Source organism: Nocardioides sp. (assembly GCF_036493135.1).
GTDB lineage: Bacteria > Actinomycetota > Actinomycetes > Propionibacteriales > Nocardioidaceae > Nocardioides.
In genome coordinates this window covers 1-17,889 of record NZ_DASXQG010000006.1, presented here as the reverse complement: position 1 = coordinate 17,889, position 17,889 = coordinate 1, and the positions used below count along the sequence as shown (strand labels likewise).

Here is a 17,889-nt window from a genome sequence, read left to right as displayed (position 1 = left end):
ATGGCGATCACCGGACGCGTGCCGCCGCTGCTCCTGCTGGGGTTGGTGGCGGTGCTGCTGCGCCCGGACGCCTCCACGGTGTGGCTCTGGTTGCTCGCGGTCCTGGCGCTGGTCGGGCTCGACGTACTGCTCGCACCCTCGGTCGGCACGGTGTCGGTCGAGCGGCTGCCGGTCGGGCGGGTGCGGGCCGGCCACGAGACCGCCAGCACCGTCTCGGTCGAGAACACCGGGCGGCGGCGTGCCTCGCTGCTCGTGCGCGACGCCTGGCAACCGTCGGCCGGTGCCTCCGGCAACCGGCACCGCGTGCGCGTCAGCCCCGGGGATCGCGTGCTCCTCGCGACTCCTCTCCATCCGTCGCGCCGCGGCGACCTCGCCGCGCTCGGGGTGACGGTGCGCAGCCTTGGTCCGCTGGGGCTCGCCGCTCGTCAGCGGACCCTTCCGGCACCCGGTGGGGTGCGGGTGATCCCGCCGTTCGAGTCGCGCAAGCACCTGCCGTCCCGGCTGGCCCGGCTCCGAGACCTGGACGGGCGCTCCGCCGTACGGGTGCGCGGACAGGGCACGGAGTTCGACTCGCTGCGCGAGTACGTGCGCGGCGACGACGTCCGCTCGATCGACTGGCGGGCGTCGGCCCGCAACCGCACCGTCGTCGTCCGGACGTGGCAGCCCGAGCGCGACCGCCGCGTGGTGATCGTGCTCGACACCTCGCGGGTGTCGGCGGGGCGGGTCGAGGACGTGCCCCGCCTCGATTCCGCGATGGAGGCGGCGCTGCTGCTGACCACCCTCGCCGCACGGGCGGGTGACCGCGTCGACGTCGTCGCCGGCGATCGCCGGGTGCGGACGCGGCTGCGGTTGGCCGGTGCCCGCGACGCCACCAGCCGGCTCGAGGACGCGATGGCCACGCTCCACCCCGAGATCGCGGAGGCGGACTGGACCGCCCTGGCCGGTGCCGTCCAGTCCTTCGGTCGCCAGCGCGCGCTGGTCTGCCTCCTCACCCCGCTCGAGCCCTCGGCGGTCGAGGAGGGCCTGCTGCCGGTTCTCCCGGTACTGGTCGCGCACCACCGGGTCGTGCTCGCGTCGGTCCGCGACCCCGAGCTGGAACGGATGGCAGGGGCGCGCCACGGGCTCGACGAGGTGTACGCCGCAGCCGCCGCGGAGCAGACGCTGGCCCGCCGGCGTGCCACCGCCGACCTCCTGGAGACCCTCGGCGTCGACGTGATCGACGTACCCTCCGACGCGCTGCCGCCCGCCCTCGCCGACCACTACCTGGCGTTGAAGGCCCGCGGGCTCCTCTGAGCGGTCACGCTTGCGCGACGACCCGGTCGCCGAGCAGGGCAGGGTCGATGTCGCCGGTGTGGCCGCGCAGGAACGCCTGGCGGCCGAGCACGAACACGTAGGCCAGGAACGTCGCCTCGGCGAGGACTCCGATCGCGATCCGTCCCCAGGTCGGCAGCGGGCTGGGTGTCACGAACGCCTCGATCAACCCGCTCACGGCCAGCACGCCGACGAGCCCCAGCGCGACCGTCCCGGCCGTGCGTCCCTCGAGGGCGAACGACTGGGCGCGGGTCAGGTCGCCCGGCTCGACCCACGACCAGAACAGCCGGAGCCCCACGCCACCGGCCACGAAGACCGCGGTCAGCTCGAGCATCCCGTGCGGCAGGATCAGCCCCCAAAACTGCGCACCGTGGCCGTGCCGGATCATGATCGAGCCGATCACGGCGAGGTTCGCGATGTTCTGGAAGAGCAGGTAGATGACCGGCAGGCCGAGGACACCGAGCGCCAGGCACAGCGCGGTCACCCACACGTTGTTGGTCCAGACCTCGGCGGCGAAGTGCGTGGCGGCGTACTGGCTGTAGTAGCCGGAGACGTCGTGGTTCACGAGCTGGTCGACGTCGCGGGGCGAGAGCAGGGTCTGCTCGACGTTCGGGTGGTCGAGCAGCCACCACATCATCACCGCGGTCACCACGACGTTGGCGGCCATCGTCCCGAGCCACCACCATCGCAGCCGGTAGAGGGCCGCTGGGAAGCGCTCCAGCGCGAACGTGCGGACGCCGTGCCAGGTGCTGCCGCGGGCTCGACCCGCGCGGTTGCGCGCGCGGCTCAGCAGCAGGGACAGATAGGTGATCACGGTGGCGTCCGGTGTCGCCGTCCGGATCACCGACAGGTGCGTGGCGACCCGTTGGTACTTCTCGACGAGCTCGTCGCTCTCCCGTCCGTCCAGCCGCCGCTTCTTGGTCAACGCCTCGAGGCGCTCCCACTCCGCGTGGTGCGCGAGCACATAGGCGTCCAGATCCACGGTTCCGACCCTATGCTTTCGCCGATGTCGACACCGGAGTTCGCGATGCTCTCCCCCGACGACCTCGTCACCGGCGAGGCCGTCGCGCTCGACCTGCCGCCGGCGTCCGTGGCGGCGCGGATCGGCTCCGGCCTGCTCGACGTGGCCTCGATGGGCGTGGTCGGGTTCTGCGTGCTGTTCCTGCTGCTGGTGGCCAGCACCGGCGCGGACGACGCGCTTCAGCACGTGGCGCTGGTCTGCTCATTGATCGTGGTGTTCCTGGTGTACCCGACGACGGTCGAGACGCTCACCCGCGGGAAGTCGCTGGGCAAGCTCGTGCTCGGGCTGCGGGTGGTACGCGACGACGGTGGCACGGTCACCGCACACCAGTCGTTCGTGCGGGCGCTGGTCGCGATCGTGGAGATCTACGCACTCGCCGGCGGTCCGGCGTTCTTCTGCTGCCTGGTGAGCTCGCGCGGCAAGCGGCTCGGCGACTACGCCGCCGGCACGTACGTCGTGCGTGACCGGGTCCGGCTCACCCTCCAGTCGCCGCCCCCGATGCCGCCCGCGCTGGCGCCGTGGGCGCAGGCCGCCGACCTGCGCACGCCGCCGGTCGGCCTCGCGCTCGCGGTCCGGCAGTACCTCACTCGTCTGCCGACGCTCGACCCCGCGTCGCGGCAACGCGTCGGTGAGCTCCTCGCCAACCGGATGACGCCGTACGTCGCGCCCCCACCGCCGCCGGGCACGCAGCCGTGGGACTTCCTGGCTGCCGTCGGTGCCGCCCGCCGCGACCGCGACCTAGCCCGGCTGCACCGCGACGAGTCAGTACGCGCGCGGCTCGTCGAGCGCCGTCGATGACGCTCCTGCCGGTGCCGTTAGATTGCGGCGCATGATCGACCGCTCCCGCCTCTCGGCCCTGCGAGCCGACGAGGAGCGCCGCTTCGCCGACACCCATCCGCGCTCCGGCGAGCTGTCCGAACGCGCCGGTGCCTCGCTGCTGGCCGGGGTCCCGATGCCGTGGATGACGCGCTGGGCCGGCTCGTTCCCGCTGTTCCTCGAGCGCGCGTCGGGAGCGCGGCTCGTCGACGTCGACGGCGTGGAGTACATCGACCTCTGCCTCGGTGACACCGGAGCCATGACCGGTCACAGCCTGCCGGCGGTGGCCGAGGCTGTCGCCGCACGCGCCACCGCCGGGATCACCACCATGCTTCCCTCCGACGATGCGATCTGGGTGTCCCAGGAGCTGTCGCGACGCTTCGGGCTGCCGCAGTGGCAGTTCGCCATGACGGCCACCGACGCCAACCGATTCGTGCTGCGCTTCGCCCGGCACCTCACGGGTCGGCCGCGGATCGCGGTGATGGACTGGTGCTACCACGGCACCGTCGACGAGGCGTTCGCGACGCTCGAGGGCGGGCGGGTGGTGCCGCGACCTGGTCTGCTCGGAGCGCCGGTGGACGTCGCCGAGACCACCGCCGTGCTTCGGTTCAACGACGCCGAGGCGCTCGACCGGCGCCTGGCCGAGGGCGACGTCGCATGTCTCCTGATGGAGCCGGCGCTGACCAACATCGGGATCGTGCTCCCCGACGACGGCTACCTCGACGCGGTCCGCGAGATCACCCGTCGGCACGGTGTCCTGCTCGTCATCGACGAGACCCACACGCTGTGCGCGGGGCCGGGCGGCGCCACGGCCGCGTGGGGCCTCGACCCCGACCTGCTGGTGGTGGGCAAGCCGATCGCCGGCGGGGTGCCGCTCGCGGCGTACGGCATGACCGAGGAGGTGGCTGCCGGGCTGCGCGCGCCGATGCTCGGCCACGAGATCGATGTCGCCGGCGTCGGCGGCACGCTCACCGCCAACGCGTTGGCCATGGCGGCCGCCCGGGCCGCGCTCTCGACGTCCCTGCGGGAGGAGGACTTCGCGGTGGCGATCCCGCTGGCCGAGCGCTTCACCGCCGGCGTCGCCTCGGTGATCGAGCGGCATGCGCTGCCGTGGCACGTGCAGCGGCTCGGCTGTCGGGCGGAGTACTGGTTCTGTCCCCCGCCACGCAACGGCGCCGACGCGGCCGCGGCCATCGATGACGAGCTGGAGGGGCTCCTGCACCTGTGGTCGCTCAACCGCGGGATCCTGCTGACGCCCTTCCACAACATGGCGCTGTTCTCCCCTCACCACACCGAGGCGGACGTCGACCGGCACACCGAGGTGTTCGGCGAGGCCGTCGACGCCCTGGTCGGCTAGTTCGTCGAGAAGCCGGCGGCGATCAGACCGCCGAAGACGAAGACCAGAACCACGAGAACGAACGCCGCGATCATGAGCAGGGTGACCACGATCCCGAGGATGCGTCCGATGTTCGCCTCGGTGCGGCCGCCCCAGCCACCACCGGAGGCGTCGATCTCACGGACGACGCGGTTGCCCATCACCCAGGCGAACGGCCCGATGATCCCGCAGAGGACCAGGCCGAGGATGCCGAGGATGAGGACGGTGGTCGCCTGCGGATGGTTGGGGGCGGGCGGCCCGTGGCCGCCGTACGCCGGTGGCCCGTACCCGGGAGGCGGATGCTGCGTCATGGCGCGCATTGTGGCAGTCGGCGGACACGGTGAGGCGAGGAATGCGCTCGCCGAGCCTTGCCGCGTCCCGCGCAGCGACCTACCGTCGGAGCATGCCGAGCGAGGCATGGGGTGTCGTCGACCTGGGGCTGATCACGATCGGGCTCGCGGGCACGTTCTGGATGATCGCGAACGCTGCCGAGGTCATGGCGTTCGGCATCCGATGCGGACGCGCGCTCGGCCTGGTCAAGCCCGTGCCGCCGGCTCCCGCCGGGATGCCGATCGAGCGGATCGCCGCCGACCTGCGCCGGATCCGCGTCCAGGCCCGCCGTCCGGCGACCGGGATGCCGATGGTCCGGCGGCGGGCGATCGCCGCGGCGTACGACGACGCGTTGCTCGACGCGTGCCGGGCGCTCGACGTACCGACCGAGCTAGACCGGATCTCGGACGACCTCGAGCGCGAGAGCGAGCGGCTGCGTACCGAGGCCGAGCTCGAGCGGGCGGGCGTCGACCTCGGCTGACGCTGTCCGGTCAGACGCGCGTGTAGCAGAGGTCGGTGATCGTGCGGCCTGCCTGGACGCCCTTGCGCTCGAACTTCGTCACCGGCCGCTCCTCCCAGCGCGGCACGATCCCGCCGGTGAGCGAGGGTTCGGCGTCGAGGACCGTCTGCATCTGCTCGGCGTAGTCGACCCAGTCGGTGGCGAGGCGCCACCGGGCACCGGGTGCGAGGCGCGTGGCCGCGAGAGCGGCGAACCGGGCGTCGACCAGACGCCGCTTGTGGTGACGGGTCTTCGGCCAGGGGTCGGGGAAGAACGTCCAGAGCTCGGCCAGACCATCTGGCGCGACGTGCGTCTCGATCATCCAGACCGCGTCGACCGAGCAGAAGCGCACGTTGCCGGCCCCGGCCGTCTCCACCTCGGCCAGGGACGAGGCGACGCCCGGCCGCCAGACCTCCAGGGCCAGCACGTCGTACGACGCGCGCGCGGCCGCCAGCACCCCGGTCGCCTCCCCCACGCCCGACCCGATCTCGACGATCAGGGGCGCCTCCCGGCCGAACCAGTCGGCCAGCCTGAAGCCGGGTTGGTCCACTGCCTCGTCAGGGATCACCCATGCCGCGTGATGGGCGTCCCAGGCCTCCTGCTGGTGCGGGGTGAAGCGGTTGCCACGCCGGGAGTAGCTCAGCACCTCGCGGATCCGGCGGCCGTCCTCGGTGAAGCGATGGTGCGGACGTGCGGGTGGGGTCGCTCCGTCCGGGGCCATGGCCACATTCTCGCGCGGGCCGCGGCGCGCGCGTCGTACTAGGGTCGCGGCGTGATCGACCCCCGCCCGCTCTGGGACTTCGATGACCCCGCCTCCTCGGGCGAGCGCTTCCTCGACGCCGCCGAGAAGGCCGACGAGCCGGACCGGACGGCGTGGCTCACGCAGTACGCGCGCGCACTCGGACTCCAGGAGCAGTACGACGAGGCCACCAAGGTCCTCGACGTGCTGCACTCCGACGGCCCGGAGGCAGCGACGTACCTCGCGATCGAGCGGGGCCGGGTGCTGCGCTCGTCGGGACGGGTCGAGGAGTCGCGGTCGCACTTCGAGAGCGCCGCCGCGTTGGCCGGGGTCGGCGGGCTCGAGGCGCTCCGCGTCGACGCGCTGCACATGGTGGCGCTGGCCGCGCCCGAGGAGGAGCAGCTGGCTCTCAACGAGGCGGCCCTGGCCGTGGCCCGGGCCTCGACCGACCAGCGCGCCCGCGACTGGGACGCCTCACTGCTGAACAACATCGGGATGACGCACGCCGACGCCGGCGACTTCGAGTCCGCGCTGACGGCCTTCGAGCAGGCACTGGCTGCCCGCGAACGCATCGGCGACCCCACGAACATCCGGGTAGCGAGATGGATGATCGGCTGGGCCCTGCGGAACCTGGGCCGCCGCGACGAGGCGCTGGAGATCCAGCGGAGCCTCAAGGCCGAGCTCGAGTCGGTGGGCGACACCGACGAGTACGTCGATGAGGAGCTCGCCCTGCTCGCCGACTGACCTCCTCCGTGGTGGAGCCCGGCGTACGCGGTCTCCTCGTTGACGGGCCTTCCGGCCGTGTGCTAGGCCAGTCTTGCCGGCGTCACCGTGAGGTGGACACCGGGCCGACTCTGGGGACGTCGGCGAACCAAGGGGGAAGCTGCGATGGCCCTATTTCCAGACGCCGAGTTCAGGCCGGTCACCCGGTATGCGCCAGGCGGCCCGAACCACGTCGTCTCTTCGGGCCAGCACCGCCTGGTCTTCCACACGGCCGTGACGCAGGCACAGTCGCTCTTCGATTTCTTCAACACCCCGAAGAATGCCGTGGCCCACTTCTTCATCGCGGAGGACGGCGGCGTCGAGCAGTACATCGACACGGATTTCGAGTCGTCGGCAGACCTCGACGGCGACCACGACATCATCTCGGTCGAGTCGTGGGACGACAAGCGGATCCGGGATTGGACGCCGGCACAGGTCGAGGCATGCGCGAAACTCGCCGCGTGGTGCCACAAGGTGCACGACATCCCGCTCGTGAAGCTCCCGAGCTCACGTCCAGGGTTGAAGGGGGTCGGCTGGCATCGACTCGGCATCCCACCTGCCCCGGGCGGCGCCTTCACCCAGCCCGCCGGGCAGCTGCTCGGCGGCCGCGTGGAGGGCGGCGAGACCTGGACCCTGAGCCCGGGAAAGAAGTGCCCGGGCGACCCGAAGATCAAGGGCGTCGTCGACGCCATCATTCCCCGCGCCATCGAAATCGCGAACGGAGACGACATGAGTGCAGCGGACGTCAAGGCCATCAACGACCACACCGATGATCGGATCAACCACGTCATCGATGTCATCAACGCGCGCGCGGCGAGCCAGCGGCAGCTGATCAAGGACCGACTGGCAGGCCTGCGGAAGGCCGTCGACCGGAGCGCGAGTCCGGCGGAGATCAAGCAGCTGCTCGACAAGCTCGCCAAGAGCATCGATGACGACGACGACCGCACACCAGGTCGCGCTGGTCCGGCGTCGATGTCCTCCGGCGGGGCGGCGCGGACGGCCGTCGTGGGTGACGTCGGCGGTCCCCTCGACGAGCCCACGGAGGGCGAGGGCGCCGAGCCTCGCCCTGCGGGCGCACGGGGCTCGGTGACCTGAGGTCGCACCCGTCGATTGCGACGTACGCCGTGAGCGGCACTCGTGGTGGACGTCTGGATGGGCCTACCGGTCCTGCCGGTCTGCGTCCCACCAGTCGAGCACCCGGCAGGCTCGCAGCGTGTTCCAGCGACTCGGCCGGCCGTCGCCTTCCTCGAACTCGACGTGGACCGCGCCGGCATGGGTGTTCTCGAGCAGCCAGGTGCCGTCGGCCAGGCGCTTGGAGCGCACCAGCTCGATCGCCTCATCGAGCCTCGGGTCCCTGACGTCGGCCCTGCGGAAGTACTCCAGCCCACGCAGGACGTCGTAGTGCCAGCGGGTCGGGAACGAGAACTCGAGCCAGGCGTCGACCGGCACCAGGCCGGTGCTCCTGCGCCGGAACAGCGAGCGATCGAGCAGGTACTGCTCGCCGCGGCGGCGGGCAGCAAGCGTCTCGTCCGAGCCGCCCCCTGCCTGCTCGTGCTCGAGCAGGCCCTCGAGCACGCAGATCGTCGAGTCGAACGACGACACGGTGGCGCCCCGCTCGGCCTCGCAGTTCCAGCCGCCGTCCTCGAGCTGATCGGCGAGCAGGCGAGTGACGATGCCTGAGACGTCGGCACCGAAGTAGGCGCCGAGGGTCACCGTGTGGCCGTTGATGCAGGGTTCGACCTCGCCGTCGAAGAACGGCAGGTCGTCGTACTCCCAGCGGCAGTTCGCGGCCACCAGCGCGGTCATCTCCCGAGCGGTCTCGGATGCCGGGTCCAGCCCGAGGGCGTAGAGCTCCAGCATCACCGGCAGCGTCGCCGTCCACGGCTGGCTGCCGTCCTCGGGGCGTTCGGTGAGGTTGAGACCCTGGAACGGGTCGCCCCGGCCGGGGAAGCAGGCACCGCCCAGCCACTGACCATCCGGGTCACGAGCAGACAGCAGACTCGCACCCCAGCCCTCGTGCGCAACCCGCCGGCGCTCTCTCATCACGTCGTCAGCCGGGGCGCCGGTCAGATCGCGCATGACCTGCCACCGGATCGCCGGGTCTGAGTCGAGCAACCACTCCAGCACCGGAACCGGGGCCGCGGTCCCGACCGTGGTCTGCCGCGCGTTGTCAGCCATGTCCGACAGGCTAGGAGCCATTGCGGACGTGATCGTTCCGGAAACTAGAACGTATAGGTCAGCTCGTAGATGTGGCCCCGGTCGTCGATGGTCAGCGCGAGGGTGCCCTCGATGCCGGAGAGCTCGCCGGTGCCGGAGCGTGGAGCGAGCCTTCGACCACCTCGAGCGCGACGTAGCCCGCGCGGCCCTGCGCCGGGTCACCGGACGACAGCAAGAGGCCGTGGCCGCTGCCGGCCAGGTCGCCGGACCAGGTCTTGGCGATCGCGAAGTGGCCCATGCCGTCATCGGACTCCTGGGGCGTGATCGTCACCTCGAACGAGCCGTGCGCGGTCTCCGTCATGGCGCGAGCATGTCAGGCGGTGCCGACAGGGCGACCCCCGCGGCCCGGGCGGGCTCGGCGTACGCCGCGGCGAGGCTGGCCACGGACTCGTGGGCGTTGAGCCCGCTCGGGTTGGGCACCACCCAGAGCTCCGCGGAGCCGATCGGCCCGGGTTGGCGACCGGGTACGGCGTGCGGGCGGGCGAAGGCGGTCCGGTACGCCGTGACGCCCAGCACCGCGACGACCCGAGGCCGGTGCTCCGCGACGAAACGCTCCAGCCGATCACGCCCCGCGACGAGCTGCGCGCGGGTGAGCTCGTCGGCGCGCGCGGTGGCGAACGGGACCAGATTGGTGATCCCGACCCCGCGCGCGAGCAGCGTGGCCAGATCCGCCTCGGTCATCCCGGGCACGCCGTCGACCGGAGGGTCCAGTAACCCGGCCGCGACGAGGGCGGGGCGGAACCGGTTCGCCGGGTTGCCGAAATGGATCTGGGTCGCCGCTGTTCGAAGGCCAGGGTTGATGCCCACGAAGACCAGCCGGACGCCCGGTCCGACCAGGTCGGGCACCTCCGCCCCGCGAAACGACTCGAGCTCGGCGCGGGTGAAGCGGGGCACCGGCTCACCCTGCCACGGCACCCGAGAGCACAGCGGAACGCTGCGGAGGGGTCCCGTTCTGGGACCTCCTCCGCGCGGCGATTCATCGGGCGGGGCTGACGCAGCCCGGCAGCTCCACGTTCGGGATCGGGTGTCCCGCCCGGCACACGTAGGGGTTCGGCCCGACGTTGCCGTGATAACCCTTGCGACCGGTGTCGATGTTGGTGCTGGGACCCGGGCCGTCACTCCCGGTTCCCGTGAGCTGCAGCGTCGCGAGGATCAGCGCGAACACGGCGCCGGCGAGGACGGCCGCTGCGGCGTACCACCAGAGGTTCAGGTGGATCGGGCGGTGGTGGATGGTGCTCATCGTCGTTCTCCTTGACTCGGTGAGACGGTCAGGCGGCCGCCTCGGCTTGATCCCTGTTGTGCACCCCGGCGGTATCGCGGCGGCGCTCGAGCGGTATCGCCTCGGTATCCCGCCGCTTGACGAGCGCTCGGCCGGGTCGGACAGTCGAGGGGTGCGGATCGGGATCCTGGGTCCGCTGGAGGTCGACGAGAGGAGTGCGCGGCTCGGGACACGTGACCGGGTCGTTCTCGCAGCGCTGGCCATGCGTCCGGGAGAGGTGCTCTCTCTGGACCGGCTCGCCGACGCGGTGTGGGGAGTTGAGCCGCCGGCGTCCTGGGCGAAGAACCTGCAGGGTTGCGTCAGCCGGCTGCGCAAGCTGCTCGGGCCCGACCTGATCGAGACCGCGGGACAGGGCTACCGGCTGGGGATCCCGGCCGCCTCCGTCGACGGGGTGGAGTTCTGTCGCGCGGCCGGCCGGTCGCGCGAGCTGCTCACGTTGCACGAGTGCGAGCGCGCGCGGTACGTCGCCACCCAGGCCCTGGACCTCTGGCGCGGCCGACCCTTGCCGGAGCTGGAGGGCTGGGAACCGGGCGCTGCCGAGACCCATCGCCTGCTGGAGCTACGGGCGGAGCTCGAGGAACTGGTCGTGGAGGCGTCGCTGGCGGCGGGCCACCATGCAGAGGTCCTGACCCAGGCCGCCGCGATGGTCGAGGCCGCGCCGCTGCGGGAGCGGCGGTGGGCGCTGCTGGCCCAGGCGCAGTACCTCGCCGGGCGGCAGATGGAGGCGTTGCGCACGCTGCGCAGGGTCCGGGTCGTCCTCGCGCGCGACCTCGGACTCGACCCCGGCCCGGACCTGGTCGCGCTCGAGCAGGCGATCCTGCGCCAGGACCCGGCGTTGGCGGTCGAGGACGCGACACCCGCGCGCGACGACGTCTCGCCGTACCCCGGGTTGGCGGCGTACGGCGAGGACGATGCGGAGTCGTTCGTCGGCCGTGAGGGTGAGACCCGTAGCTGTCTCGAGCGGCTGGCCGAGGCCCGTCTGCTGGCCGTCGTCGGACCCTCGGGCAGTGGGAAGTCCTCGCTGCTACGTGCCGGGCTGGCCGCCTCGCTTCGACGCGACGGCACCCACACGGTGGTACTCACCCCGGGGCGCCACCCGATGGACGCGCTCACCGCCGCCGCCGTACGACGGGACACGGTCGTGCTCGTCGACCAGGCCGAGGAGGCCTTCGCCCTGTGCAAGGACGAGGACGAGCGCGGTCGGTTCTTCGAGGCGCTGGTCGCCCACACCGAACGCGGGCGCGTGGTCCTCGCCCTGCGCGCCGACCACACCGGCGACCTCGCCACCCTCCCCGCGGTGGCCCTGCTGGTCGAGCGGGGCCTGTTCCTGCTCGGCCCGATGTCGGCGGAGTCGCTGCGCCAGGCCATCGAGACGCCCGCGCGCCAGCGCGGGCTCGTCCTGGAGCACGGGCTCACCGACCTGCTGGTCCGGGAGATCGAAGGCGAGCCGGGCGCGCTTCCGCTCCTCTCCCACGCGCTGCGCGAGACCTGGCTCCGCCACGAGGGCCGCACCCTGACCGTCGCCGGCTACCAGGCGTCGGGCGGCGTCCGCGGTGCGGTCGCGCAGTCGGCCGAGTCGCTGTACGTCGCGCTGGGCGAGGCCGAGCGCTCGCAGCTCCGCGACCTGGTGCTCCGGCTGGTCGTCCCGGGGCCACGCGGCGAGCCGGTCCGCGGAGAGGTGCCACGCCGACAGGTCGTGGTCGACCCGGTCCAGGAGCAGCTCATCGACCGGATGGTCGAAGCGCGGCTCGTCACCAGTGACGCCGAGGCCATCGAGCTCGCGCACGAGGCCGTCGTACGCGCCTGGCCACGGCTGCGTGGCTGGCTCGAGGACGACCTCGAAGGACAACGCACCCGCCACCACCTCACCCAGGCCGCCGAGGACTGGGCCGGCGCGGGCTTCCAGGACAGCGACCTCTACCGCGGCACGCGTCTGGCCGCGACCCGAGAGTGGATCACGTCCTCCGAGCCACGGCTGACCGAGACCGAGCAGCGATTCCTGACCGCGAGCGAGGAGATGGCCGCGGCCGAGGACGCATCGACGGCCGAGCTGGCCAACGCCCGCGGGCGGATGGTCCGGCGGCTCCGATTCGCTCTCGCGGGTGCCGCCGTCCTCCTCGTGCTGGCGCTGATCACCGGTTTCGTAGCCGTGGGTCAGACCGGACGCGCCCGCGACGAGGCGGACGCCGCCCGTGCGCGGCAGCTGAGTGCCGAGGCGCTCGGCGACGCCGACATCCCGCTCAGCACCCTGCTCGCCCTCGCGGCGGTCCACCTCGACGACACTCCCCAGACTCGTGCCAGCCTCGCCACGCTCCTCGCCCGGAACCCGGCGTTCCTCGCCACCAGCTCCCACGTCGGCGAGACCCCCGGGCGCCTGGTCCGGAGCCCGGACGGGGGCCGCGTGGCCGTCTACGGCTTGGACAACGTCGTCTCGCTCGTCGACGTGGCGACCGGGAAGGTGACGAGACGCTACGACACCGACGGTCCGGGGCCCGTCAACGACCAGTTCTTCGCCCTCGGCGCGATGGCTTTCAGTCCGGACGGGAGAACTCTGGCCGTGGGTGCCCAGACCTATTCTGCGCCGGCCATCGTGCTGCTCGACGGTCGCACGCTCCGGCCCCTGCGCACGCAACCGGCACATCTGCCACCGAGCGCGAAGGCCCGGGACGTCGACTTCTCCGCCGACGGGCGCCACGTGGCCGTGTCCTACATGCTGCTCGCGCCGGGCATCCAGTCCGGGGTCGATGAGGAGATCGACCGCACCCAGACCCGGGTCTGGGACCTCCGCCGCCTGGACCGTCGCCCGAAGACGATCGAGGTCCCGTGGGTCAACCTGGGCGAGACGATGGCGCTCAGTCCCCATGCGAAGCGCGTCTACCTGAGCGCACCCGTGGCTGCCTACTCCGTGCGTACCGGCGAGCGGCTGTGGAAGGCCGACGTGGACCCGACGTGGCTGCCCATGGACCTGTCCGCGGACGGTCGCCATCTGGCCGTGATACCGCGGGAGCCCGGCCTGACGGTCGACCTCGTCTCGACCCGGGACGGTCACGTCGAGCGCACCCTGCAGGGGGCCTCGGGAGGCGTCATCGACGTCACCTTCTCAGACGACGACTCGCAGGTCGCCGCCGTGTCACAGGGACCCGAGCTGCTCATCTGGAGGCGCACCGGCTCGCAGCCCACGCAGACGATCACGATCGACGATCCCGGAGGCGTGCAGCTGGCCCCTGACGCCTCGCGCGCCTATGTGTCGGACGCCCAGGAGGGGACCATCATGACCTGGGACCTCACCGGCGGCTCGTCGTACCTGAGGCTGGTGGCGACGTACCCGAAGTTGATGACACGTCAGGTGAGCTTCCTTCGGACGTCGGACAACGGTACGCACTTCGCCGAGTACGGCGACGACCTCACCCTGTTCAACGCGACCACCGGTCGGGTGACGACCGCGCGGGATCCCGGCGAGTGGGGGTTCTACACACCGGGCTCCTGGCGGCCCGACGACCAGCGCTTCGCGATCGGCACCCTGCGCGGGCGGGTACAGATCTTCGACGAGGCGGGAACCAAGCTGCGGGACACGCGGGTGTCGCGCGCGACGGTGACCGACGTCGACTACTCCGCCGACGGAGCGACGCTCGCGGTGGACGACGTGTCGGGGCATGTGGGGCTCCGGGATGCCGAGACGCTCGAGCCGAAGGGCACTCCTGTGGACATGCCTGCGTCGACGTACGGGCTCACCCTGGCCCCCGACGGCCGCACCGCGTTCGTGATGACCCGACGCGGTGTGATCCGACCCGGTGAGACGCCGACCTTCCCCAGCTGGGCCCTGCTCGACCTCCAGACGGGCCGGGTCCTGCGGACCGGTTCACTGCACGGGGACGGGTATTACGACGACTTCTCACCGGACGGCCGGCACGTAGCCATCGGGCTCGGGTCCGGACGCATGCTGATCCTCGACCCACGCACCGGCGCATCGGTCCCCACTCAGAACCCGGCACACGACTTCGGCATCGGCTGGCTCGCGTGGTCCGTCGACGGGTCCCGCATCATCAGCACCGGTGGCGGCTTGGAGATCTGGGACGCCTCTACCGGACAGATCCAGGACACGGTGACGGCCCCCGGCGGCGGCATCGGCACGTTCCGTCGCGACTCCTCACACATCACCATCGTGAACGTGGAGGGACGGGTCTTCGACTGGAATCCGAGTCGGAGGTACGCCGTCGAGTACGCCTGCCGCATCGCCGGACGCGACATGACCGCCGACGAGTGGCGCACCTACGTCGGGAGCCAACCCCGGTTCCAGGTGTGCCCCTCCTGAGGGTCACACGCGCACCGACTCGTGCCCCTTGACGCTCCAGCCGTGGCGGGCCGGCGGCCGACCGCGCACCGGCTCGTACCCGTCGAAGCGGGACTCCAGAGTCCCCTCGCCCCCGGTCAGGTCGGGCAGCTGCCGCTGGAGCTCGTGCAGGCGCGCGGCGACCAGTCGGACCTCCAGGCGCGTCAGGTCGCCTGCTCCGGTCTGACCGAGCAACTCGGCTCCCCATCGCGTCACGACCCGCTGCACGGCGGCCGCGTCCTCGCTCGGCACCTCCACGAGCACCCGCAACACCGGCTCACACACGCGCGTGCGGGCCCGGTCGAGCGCCCTCCTGGCCACGATCGGGGTCACCTTGCGGTAGTCGAACGACGTGCTGGTCGGCCCGCGCTTGGACGGCGGGCCGTCGGCCACGCTGTACGACGCCTCGGTCATGGTGACCACGCAGTCGGTGACCTCCCAGCCGTACGCGCCGTGCGTCAGCTCGCGACGTACGTGCTTCTCGATGGAGGCCGCGAACGCCTCGACGCTCTTGAAGAGGTACAGGGGCATATCCCTGGCGGGTACGTCGGTGCTGAAGACGAAGCCGGAGCCGGGCGCGCCCGGCTCGATCCGAAGCCCGATCGTGGCGTGGTACGGGTTCTCGTCCGTGTTGAGCCGCAGCACCGCCTCCCCGACGCCGCGCGGCCGCTCGACATGCAGCACGCTCGCGTCGGAGAACTCCACCTCGATCCCGTGCTCCTCGGCCAGCGTCGAGCCCAGCACCTCCTGCTGCACACGGCCGTACAGCGACACGGTCGGGCGGCCGTCATCATCGGTGCGCGCCGCGATCAGCGGGTCCTGGTCGGCCAGCTGGGCCAGCGCAGCCCTCAGTGCGGGGCGCAAGGCAGGATCGATCGCCTCCACCGACGCCTCGAGGGTCGGCGGCGCGAAATGATGCTCGTCGGCGCGACAGGAGTCGCCGAAGCCGTCGCCCACGCGCACGGTGGTGAGCCCGTGCAGCCGGCCGATCCGGCCGGCCCCGACCTCGTCGGCGCGGACCCACTGCCCTTCTTCGAAGACCTGGATCCCGGCGACCTTGCCGGTGCGTCCACCCGGAAGGTCGAGGCCCTGACGGGTCCGCACCGATCCGGAGAACATCCTGACGTAGGCCGCCTTCTCGCCGGCCCCGCCCCGCTCGACCTTGAACACCCGGCCCGACGGCTCGCCCGTCGAGGTCGGCACGGTGCCGGGCAAGAACGTCGCGATCCCGGCCATCAGGTCGGGAACGCCGGCACCGGTGGCCGCCGATCCGGCGAACACCGGGTGCATCACCGCGTCGCGCGTCTGGGCGGCGGCTTCGGCGAGGAGCTGGCCCGGCGTACGGTCGCGCCCTTCGATGTACGCCGCGAGCAGGGCGTCGTCGTGCTCGGCCAGGACGACGGTCTCACGCTCGCGAAACGCGTCGTCCTCGGCTCGGTACGCGGTGAAGGTCGCGGCCCGCGACCCGAGCCCCGTGGCGGAGCCCATCGGCAGGATGTCCGGGGTCAGCCGGCTGCGGATCGCCTCCAGGACACCCTCGACGTCGGCGCCCGCGCGGTCGATCTTGTTGACGAACAACAGGGTCGGCACCCGGAGCCGCTGCAGCGCCCGCATCAGGATCCTGGTCTGGGGCTGGACCCCCTCGACCGCGGACAGCACGAGCACGGCCCCGTCGAGCACGCCGAGGACGCGCTCGACCTCGGCGATGAAGTCGGGGTGGCCCGGGGTGTCGACGACGTTGACCGTCGTGTCGTCGAGCGGGAACGCCACCACGGCGGCCTTGATCGTGATGCCGCGCCGGCGCTCCAGAGCGAGGCTGTCGGTCCGGGTGGTGCCGGAGTCGACCGATCCCGGCTCGTCGATGACCCCCGCGAGGTGCAGGAGGCGCTCGGTGAGGGTGGTCTTACCGGCGTCGACGTGGGCGAGGATGCCCAGGTTGAGCGAACGAGTGAGCTGGCGTGTGAGCACGCGTGATCCCTTCGAGGTGGCGGAACAGGACGAGTGCGTGCGCTCCTCGCATGTCGCTGCCTTCCTCGGGATCTCGGGCCGGGCCGTCCGGTCGACGCCACGGTACGACGTACCGCCCCAGGCGCTCCACCGGTTTTCGCCGAAGTGGGGGTTCTCCACCCTCGAGGTGGGAGTTCTCCGCAGGCAGGGTCGGGACATACCCCACCTGGGTGCCGGAGAAGGCCCACCTCGGCACGGGAGAAGGCCCACCTCGGCACGGGAGAAGTCCCACCTCGGGGGAACGCAGAACGGCCCCGGACCGTGAGGTCCGGGGCCGAACTGGTGAAGCGTCAGATCACAGAGTGGTCACTGGGTGATCTTGGTGACCCGGCCGGCGCCGACCGTGCGGCCGCCCTCGCGGATCGCGAAGCGGAGGCCGTCCTCCATGGCGATCGGCTGGATGAGCTCCACCGACATCTCGGTGTTGTCACCCGGCATCACCATCTCGGTGCCCTCGGGGAGGGTCACCACGCCGGTCACGTCCGTGGTCCGGAAGTAGAACTGCGGACGGTAGTTGTTGAAGAACGGCGTGTGCCGGCCGCCCTCCTCCTTCGACAGGATGTAGACGCTGGCGTCGAAGTTGGTGTGCGGGGTGGTCGTGCCGGGCTTGATCACGACCATGCCGCGCTCGACGTCCTCACGCTTGGTGCCGCGGAGCAGCAGCCCGACGTTCTCGCCCGCCTGGCCCTCGTCGAGCAGCTTGCGGAACATCTCCACGCCGGTGACCGTCGTCTTCTGCGAACCCTCGCGGATGCCGATGATCTCGACCTCCTCGTTGATCTTGACGATGCCCCGCTCGATGCGGCCCGTGATCACGGTGCCACGACCGGTGATCGTGAAGACGTCCTCGACGGGCATCAGGAAAGGCTTCTCGGTGTCGCGCGCCGGGGTCGGGATGTACTCGTCGACCGCGGTCATCAGCTCGAGGATCGACTGGCCCCACTTCTCGTCGCCGTTGAGCGCCGGGAAGGCCGCGACCTTGATCACGGGGATGTCGTCGCCCGGGAACTCGTACTCGGAGAGCAGCTCACGCACCTCCAGCTCGACGAGCTCGATGAGCTCCTCGTCGTCGACCATGTCGCACTTGTTCAGCGCGACCACGATCGCCGGCACGCCGACCTGACGGGCGAGCAGCACGTGCTCACGCGTCTGCGGCATGGGGCCGTCGGTGGCGGCGACCACGAGGATCGCGCCGTCCATCTG

Annotated in this window: 15 protein-coding genes and 1 pseudogene; 7 read left to right on the top strand and 9 right to left on the bottom strand. The window is 71.7% G+C overall.

Translation table 11 applies throughout. The features are described from left to right. Positions 1-1,293, top strand: coding sequence for a DUF58 domain-containing protein (locus tag VGJ24_RS00820; protein ID WP_331498536.1), 1,293 nt, complete (start codon positions 1-3; stop codon positions 1,291-1,293). 4 nt (positions 1,294-1,297) lie between these two features. On the opposite strand, the gene VGJ24_RS00815 is transcribed toward VGJ24_RS00820, so the two are convergent. After that, entirely contained in the window at positions 1,298-2,293 is a 996-nt protein-coding gene (locus VGJ24_RS00815; protein ID WP_331498534.1) for a stage II sporulation protein M, read from the bottom strand. 24 nt (positions 2,294-2,317) lie between these two features. On the opposite strand from VGJ24_RS00815, the gene VGJ24_RS00810 reads away from it, so the two are divergent. Both VGJ24_RS00810 and VGJ24_RS00805 read left to right on the top strand, forming a co-directional pair. After that, a complete protein-coding gene (locus VGJ24_RS00810; RefSeq protein ID WP_331498533.1) occupies positions 2,318-3,130 on the top strand; it encodes an RDD family protein in 813 nt (270 codons plus the stop codon). 31 nt (positions 3,131-3,161) lie between these two features. Continuing rightward, complete coding sequence (locus VGJ24_RS00805) at positions 3,162-4,505, top strand: transaminase (RefSeq protein ID WP_331498532.1); 1,344 nt, start codon at positions 3,162-3,164, stop codon at positions 4,503-4,505. Here the strand turns inward: VGJ24_RS00805 and VGJ24_RS00800 are convergent. Continuing rightward, positions 4,502-4,834, bottom strand: coding sequence for a DUF4190 domain-containing protein (locus VGJ24_RS00800; protein WP_331498531.1), 333 nt, complete (start codon positions 4,832-4,834; stop codon positions 4,502-4,504). The genes VGJ24_RS00805 and VGJ24_RS00800 overlap by 4 nt on opposite strands. Positions 4,835-4,926: 92 nt before the next feature. Here VGJ24_RS00800 and VGJ24_RS00795 point away from each other — a divergent pair, with 92 nt between their 5' ends. Then, positions 4,927-5,334 carry a hypothetical protein gene (locus VGJ24_RS00795; protein ID WP_331498530.1) on the top strand — a complete coding sequence of 136 codons (408 nt, stop codon included), beginning with the start codon at positions 4,927-4,929 and terminating at the stop codon, positions 5,332-5,334. 10 nt (positions 5,335-5,344) lie between these two features. Here VGJ24_RS00795 and trmB read toward each other — a convergent pair whose 3' ends face one another. Next, the gene (gene trmB, locus VGJ24_RS00790) at positions 5,345-6,073 is read right to left on the bottom strand and encodes a tRNA (guanine(46)-N(7))-methyltransferase TrmB (RefSeq protein WP_331498529.1); all 729 of its coding nucleotides are present in this window, start codon (positions 6,071-6,073) and stop codon (positions 5,345-5,347) included. 51 nt (positions 6,074-6,124) lie between these two features. Here trmB and VGJ24_RS00785 point away from each other — a divergent pair, with 51 nt between their 5' ends. Together VGJ24_RS00785 and VGJ24_RS00780 are read left to right on the top strand one after the other, a co-directional pair. Beyond that, positions 6,125-6,835 (top strand): tetratricopeptide repeat protein, encoded by a 711-nt coding sequence (locus VGJ24_RS00785; RefSeq protein WP_331498528.1) that lies wholly within the window; start codon positions 6,125-6,127, stop codon positions 6,833-6,835. A 144-nt stretch (positions 6,836-6,979) separates the two neighbouring features. Beyond that, on the top strand, positions 6,980-7,948 hold the full coding sequence (locus VGJ24_RS00780; RefSeq protein WP_331498527.1) for an N-acetylmuramoyl-L-alanine amidase: 969 nt from the start codon (positions 6,980-6,982) through the stop codon (positions 7,946-7,948). Between the two features lie 63 nt (positions 7,949-8,011). On the opposite strand, the gene VGJ24_RS00775 is transcribed toward VGJ24_RS00780, so the two are convergent. From VGJ24_RS00775 to VGJ24_RS00760, 4 genes and pseudogenes are all read right to left on the bottom strand, one after another. Continuing rightward, positions 8,012-9,031, bottom strand: coding sequence for a squalene cyclase (locus VGJ24_RS00775; RefSeq protein WP_331498526.1), 1,020 nt, complete (start codon positions 9,029-9,031; stop codon positions 8,012-8,014). A gap of 44 nt (positions 9,032-9,075) precedes the next feature. Beyond that, a pseudogene (locus VGJ24_RS00770) lies at positions 9,076-9,308 on the bottom strand (DUF3224 domain-containing protein). A 59-nt stretch (positions 9,309-9,367) separates the two neighbouring features. Then, positions 9,368-9,964: a mismatch-specific DNA-glycosylase gene (locus VGJ24_RS00765; protein ID WP_331498524.1), complete on the bottom strand. Its 597-nt coding sequence runs from the start codon at positions 9,962-9,964 to the stop codon at positions 9,368-9,370. Between the two features lie 82 nt (positions 9,965-10,046). Next, positions 10,047-10,310, bottom strand: coding sequence for a hypothetical protein (locus VGJ24_RS00760; RefSeq protein WP_331498523.1), 264 nt, complete (start codon positions 10,308-10,310; stop codon positions 10,047-10,049). Between the two features lie 151 nt (positions 10,311-10,461). Here VGJ24_RS00760 and VGJ24_RS00755 point away from each other — a divergent pair, with 151 nt between their 5' ends. After that, a complete protein-coding gene (locus VGJ24_RS00755; RefSeq protein ID WP_331498522.1) occupies positions 10,462-14,661 on the top strand; it encodes a BTAD domain-containing putative transcriptional regulator in 4,200 nt (1,399 codons plus the stop codon). Between the two features lie 3 nt (positions 14,662-14,664). Here the strand turns inward: VGJ24_RS00755 and VGJ24_RS00750 are convergent, their stop codons facing one another. Together VGJ24_RS00750 and tuf are read right to left on the bottom strand one after the other, a co-directional pair. Beyond that, positions 14,665-16,647: a translation factor GTPase family protein gene (locus VGJ24_RS00750; RefSeq protein WP_331498521.1), complete on the bottom strand. Its 1,983-nt coding sequence runs from the start codon at positions 16,645-16,647 to the stop codon at positions 14,665-14,667. A gap of 345 nt (positions 16,648-16,992) precedes the next feature. Next, the coding region (gene tuf / locus VGJ24_RS00745) for an elongation factor Tu (protein ID WP_331498519.1) at positions 16,993-17,889 on the bottom strand (897 nt) is incomplete at its 5' end.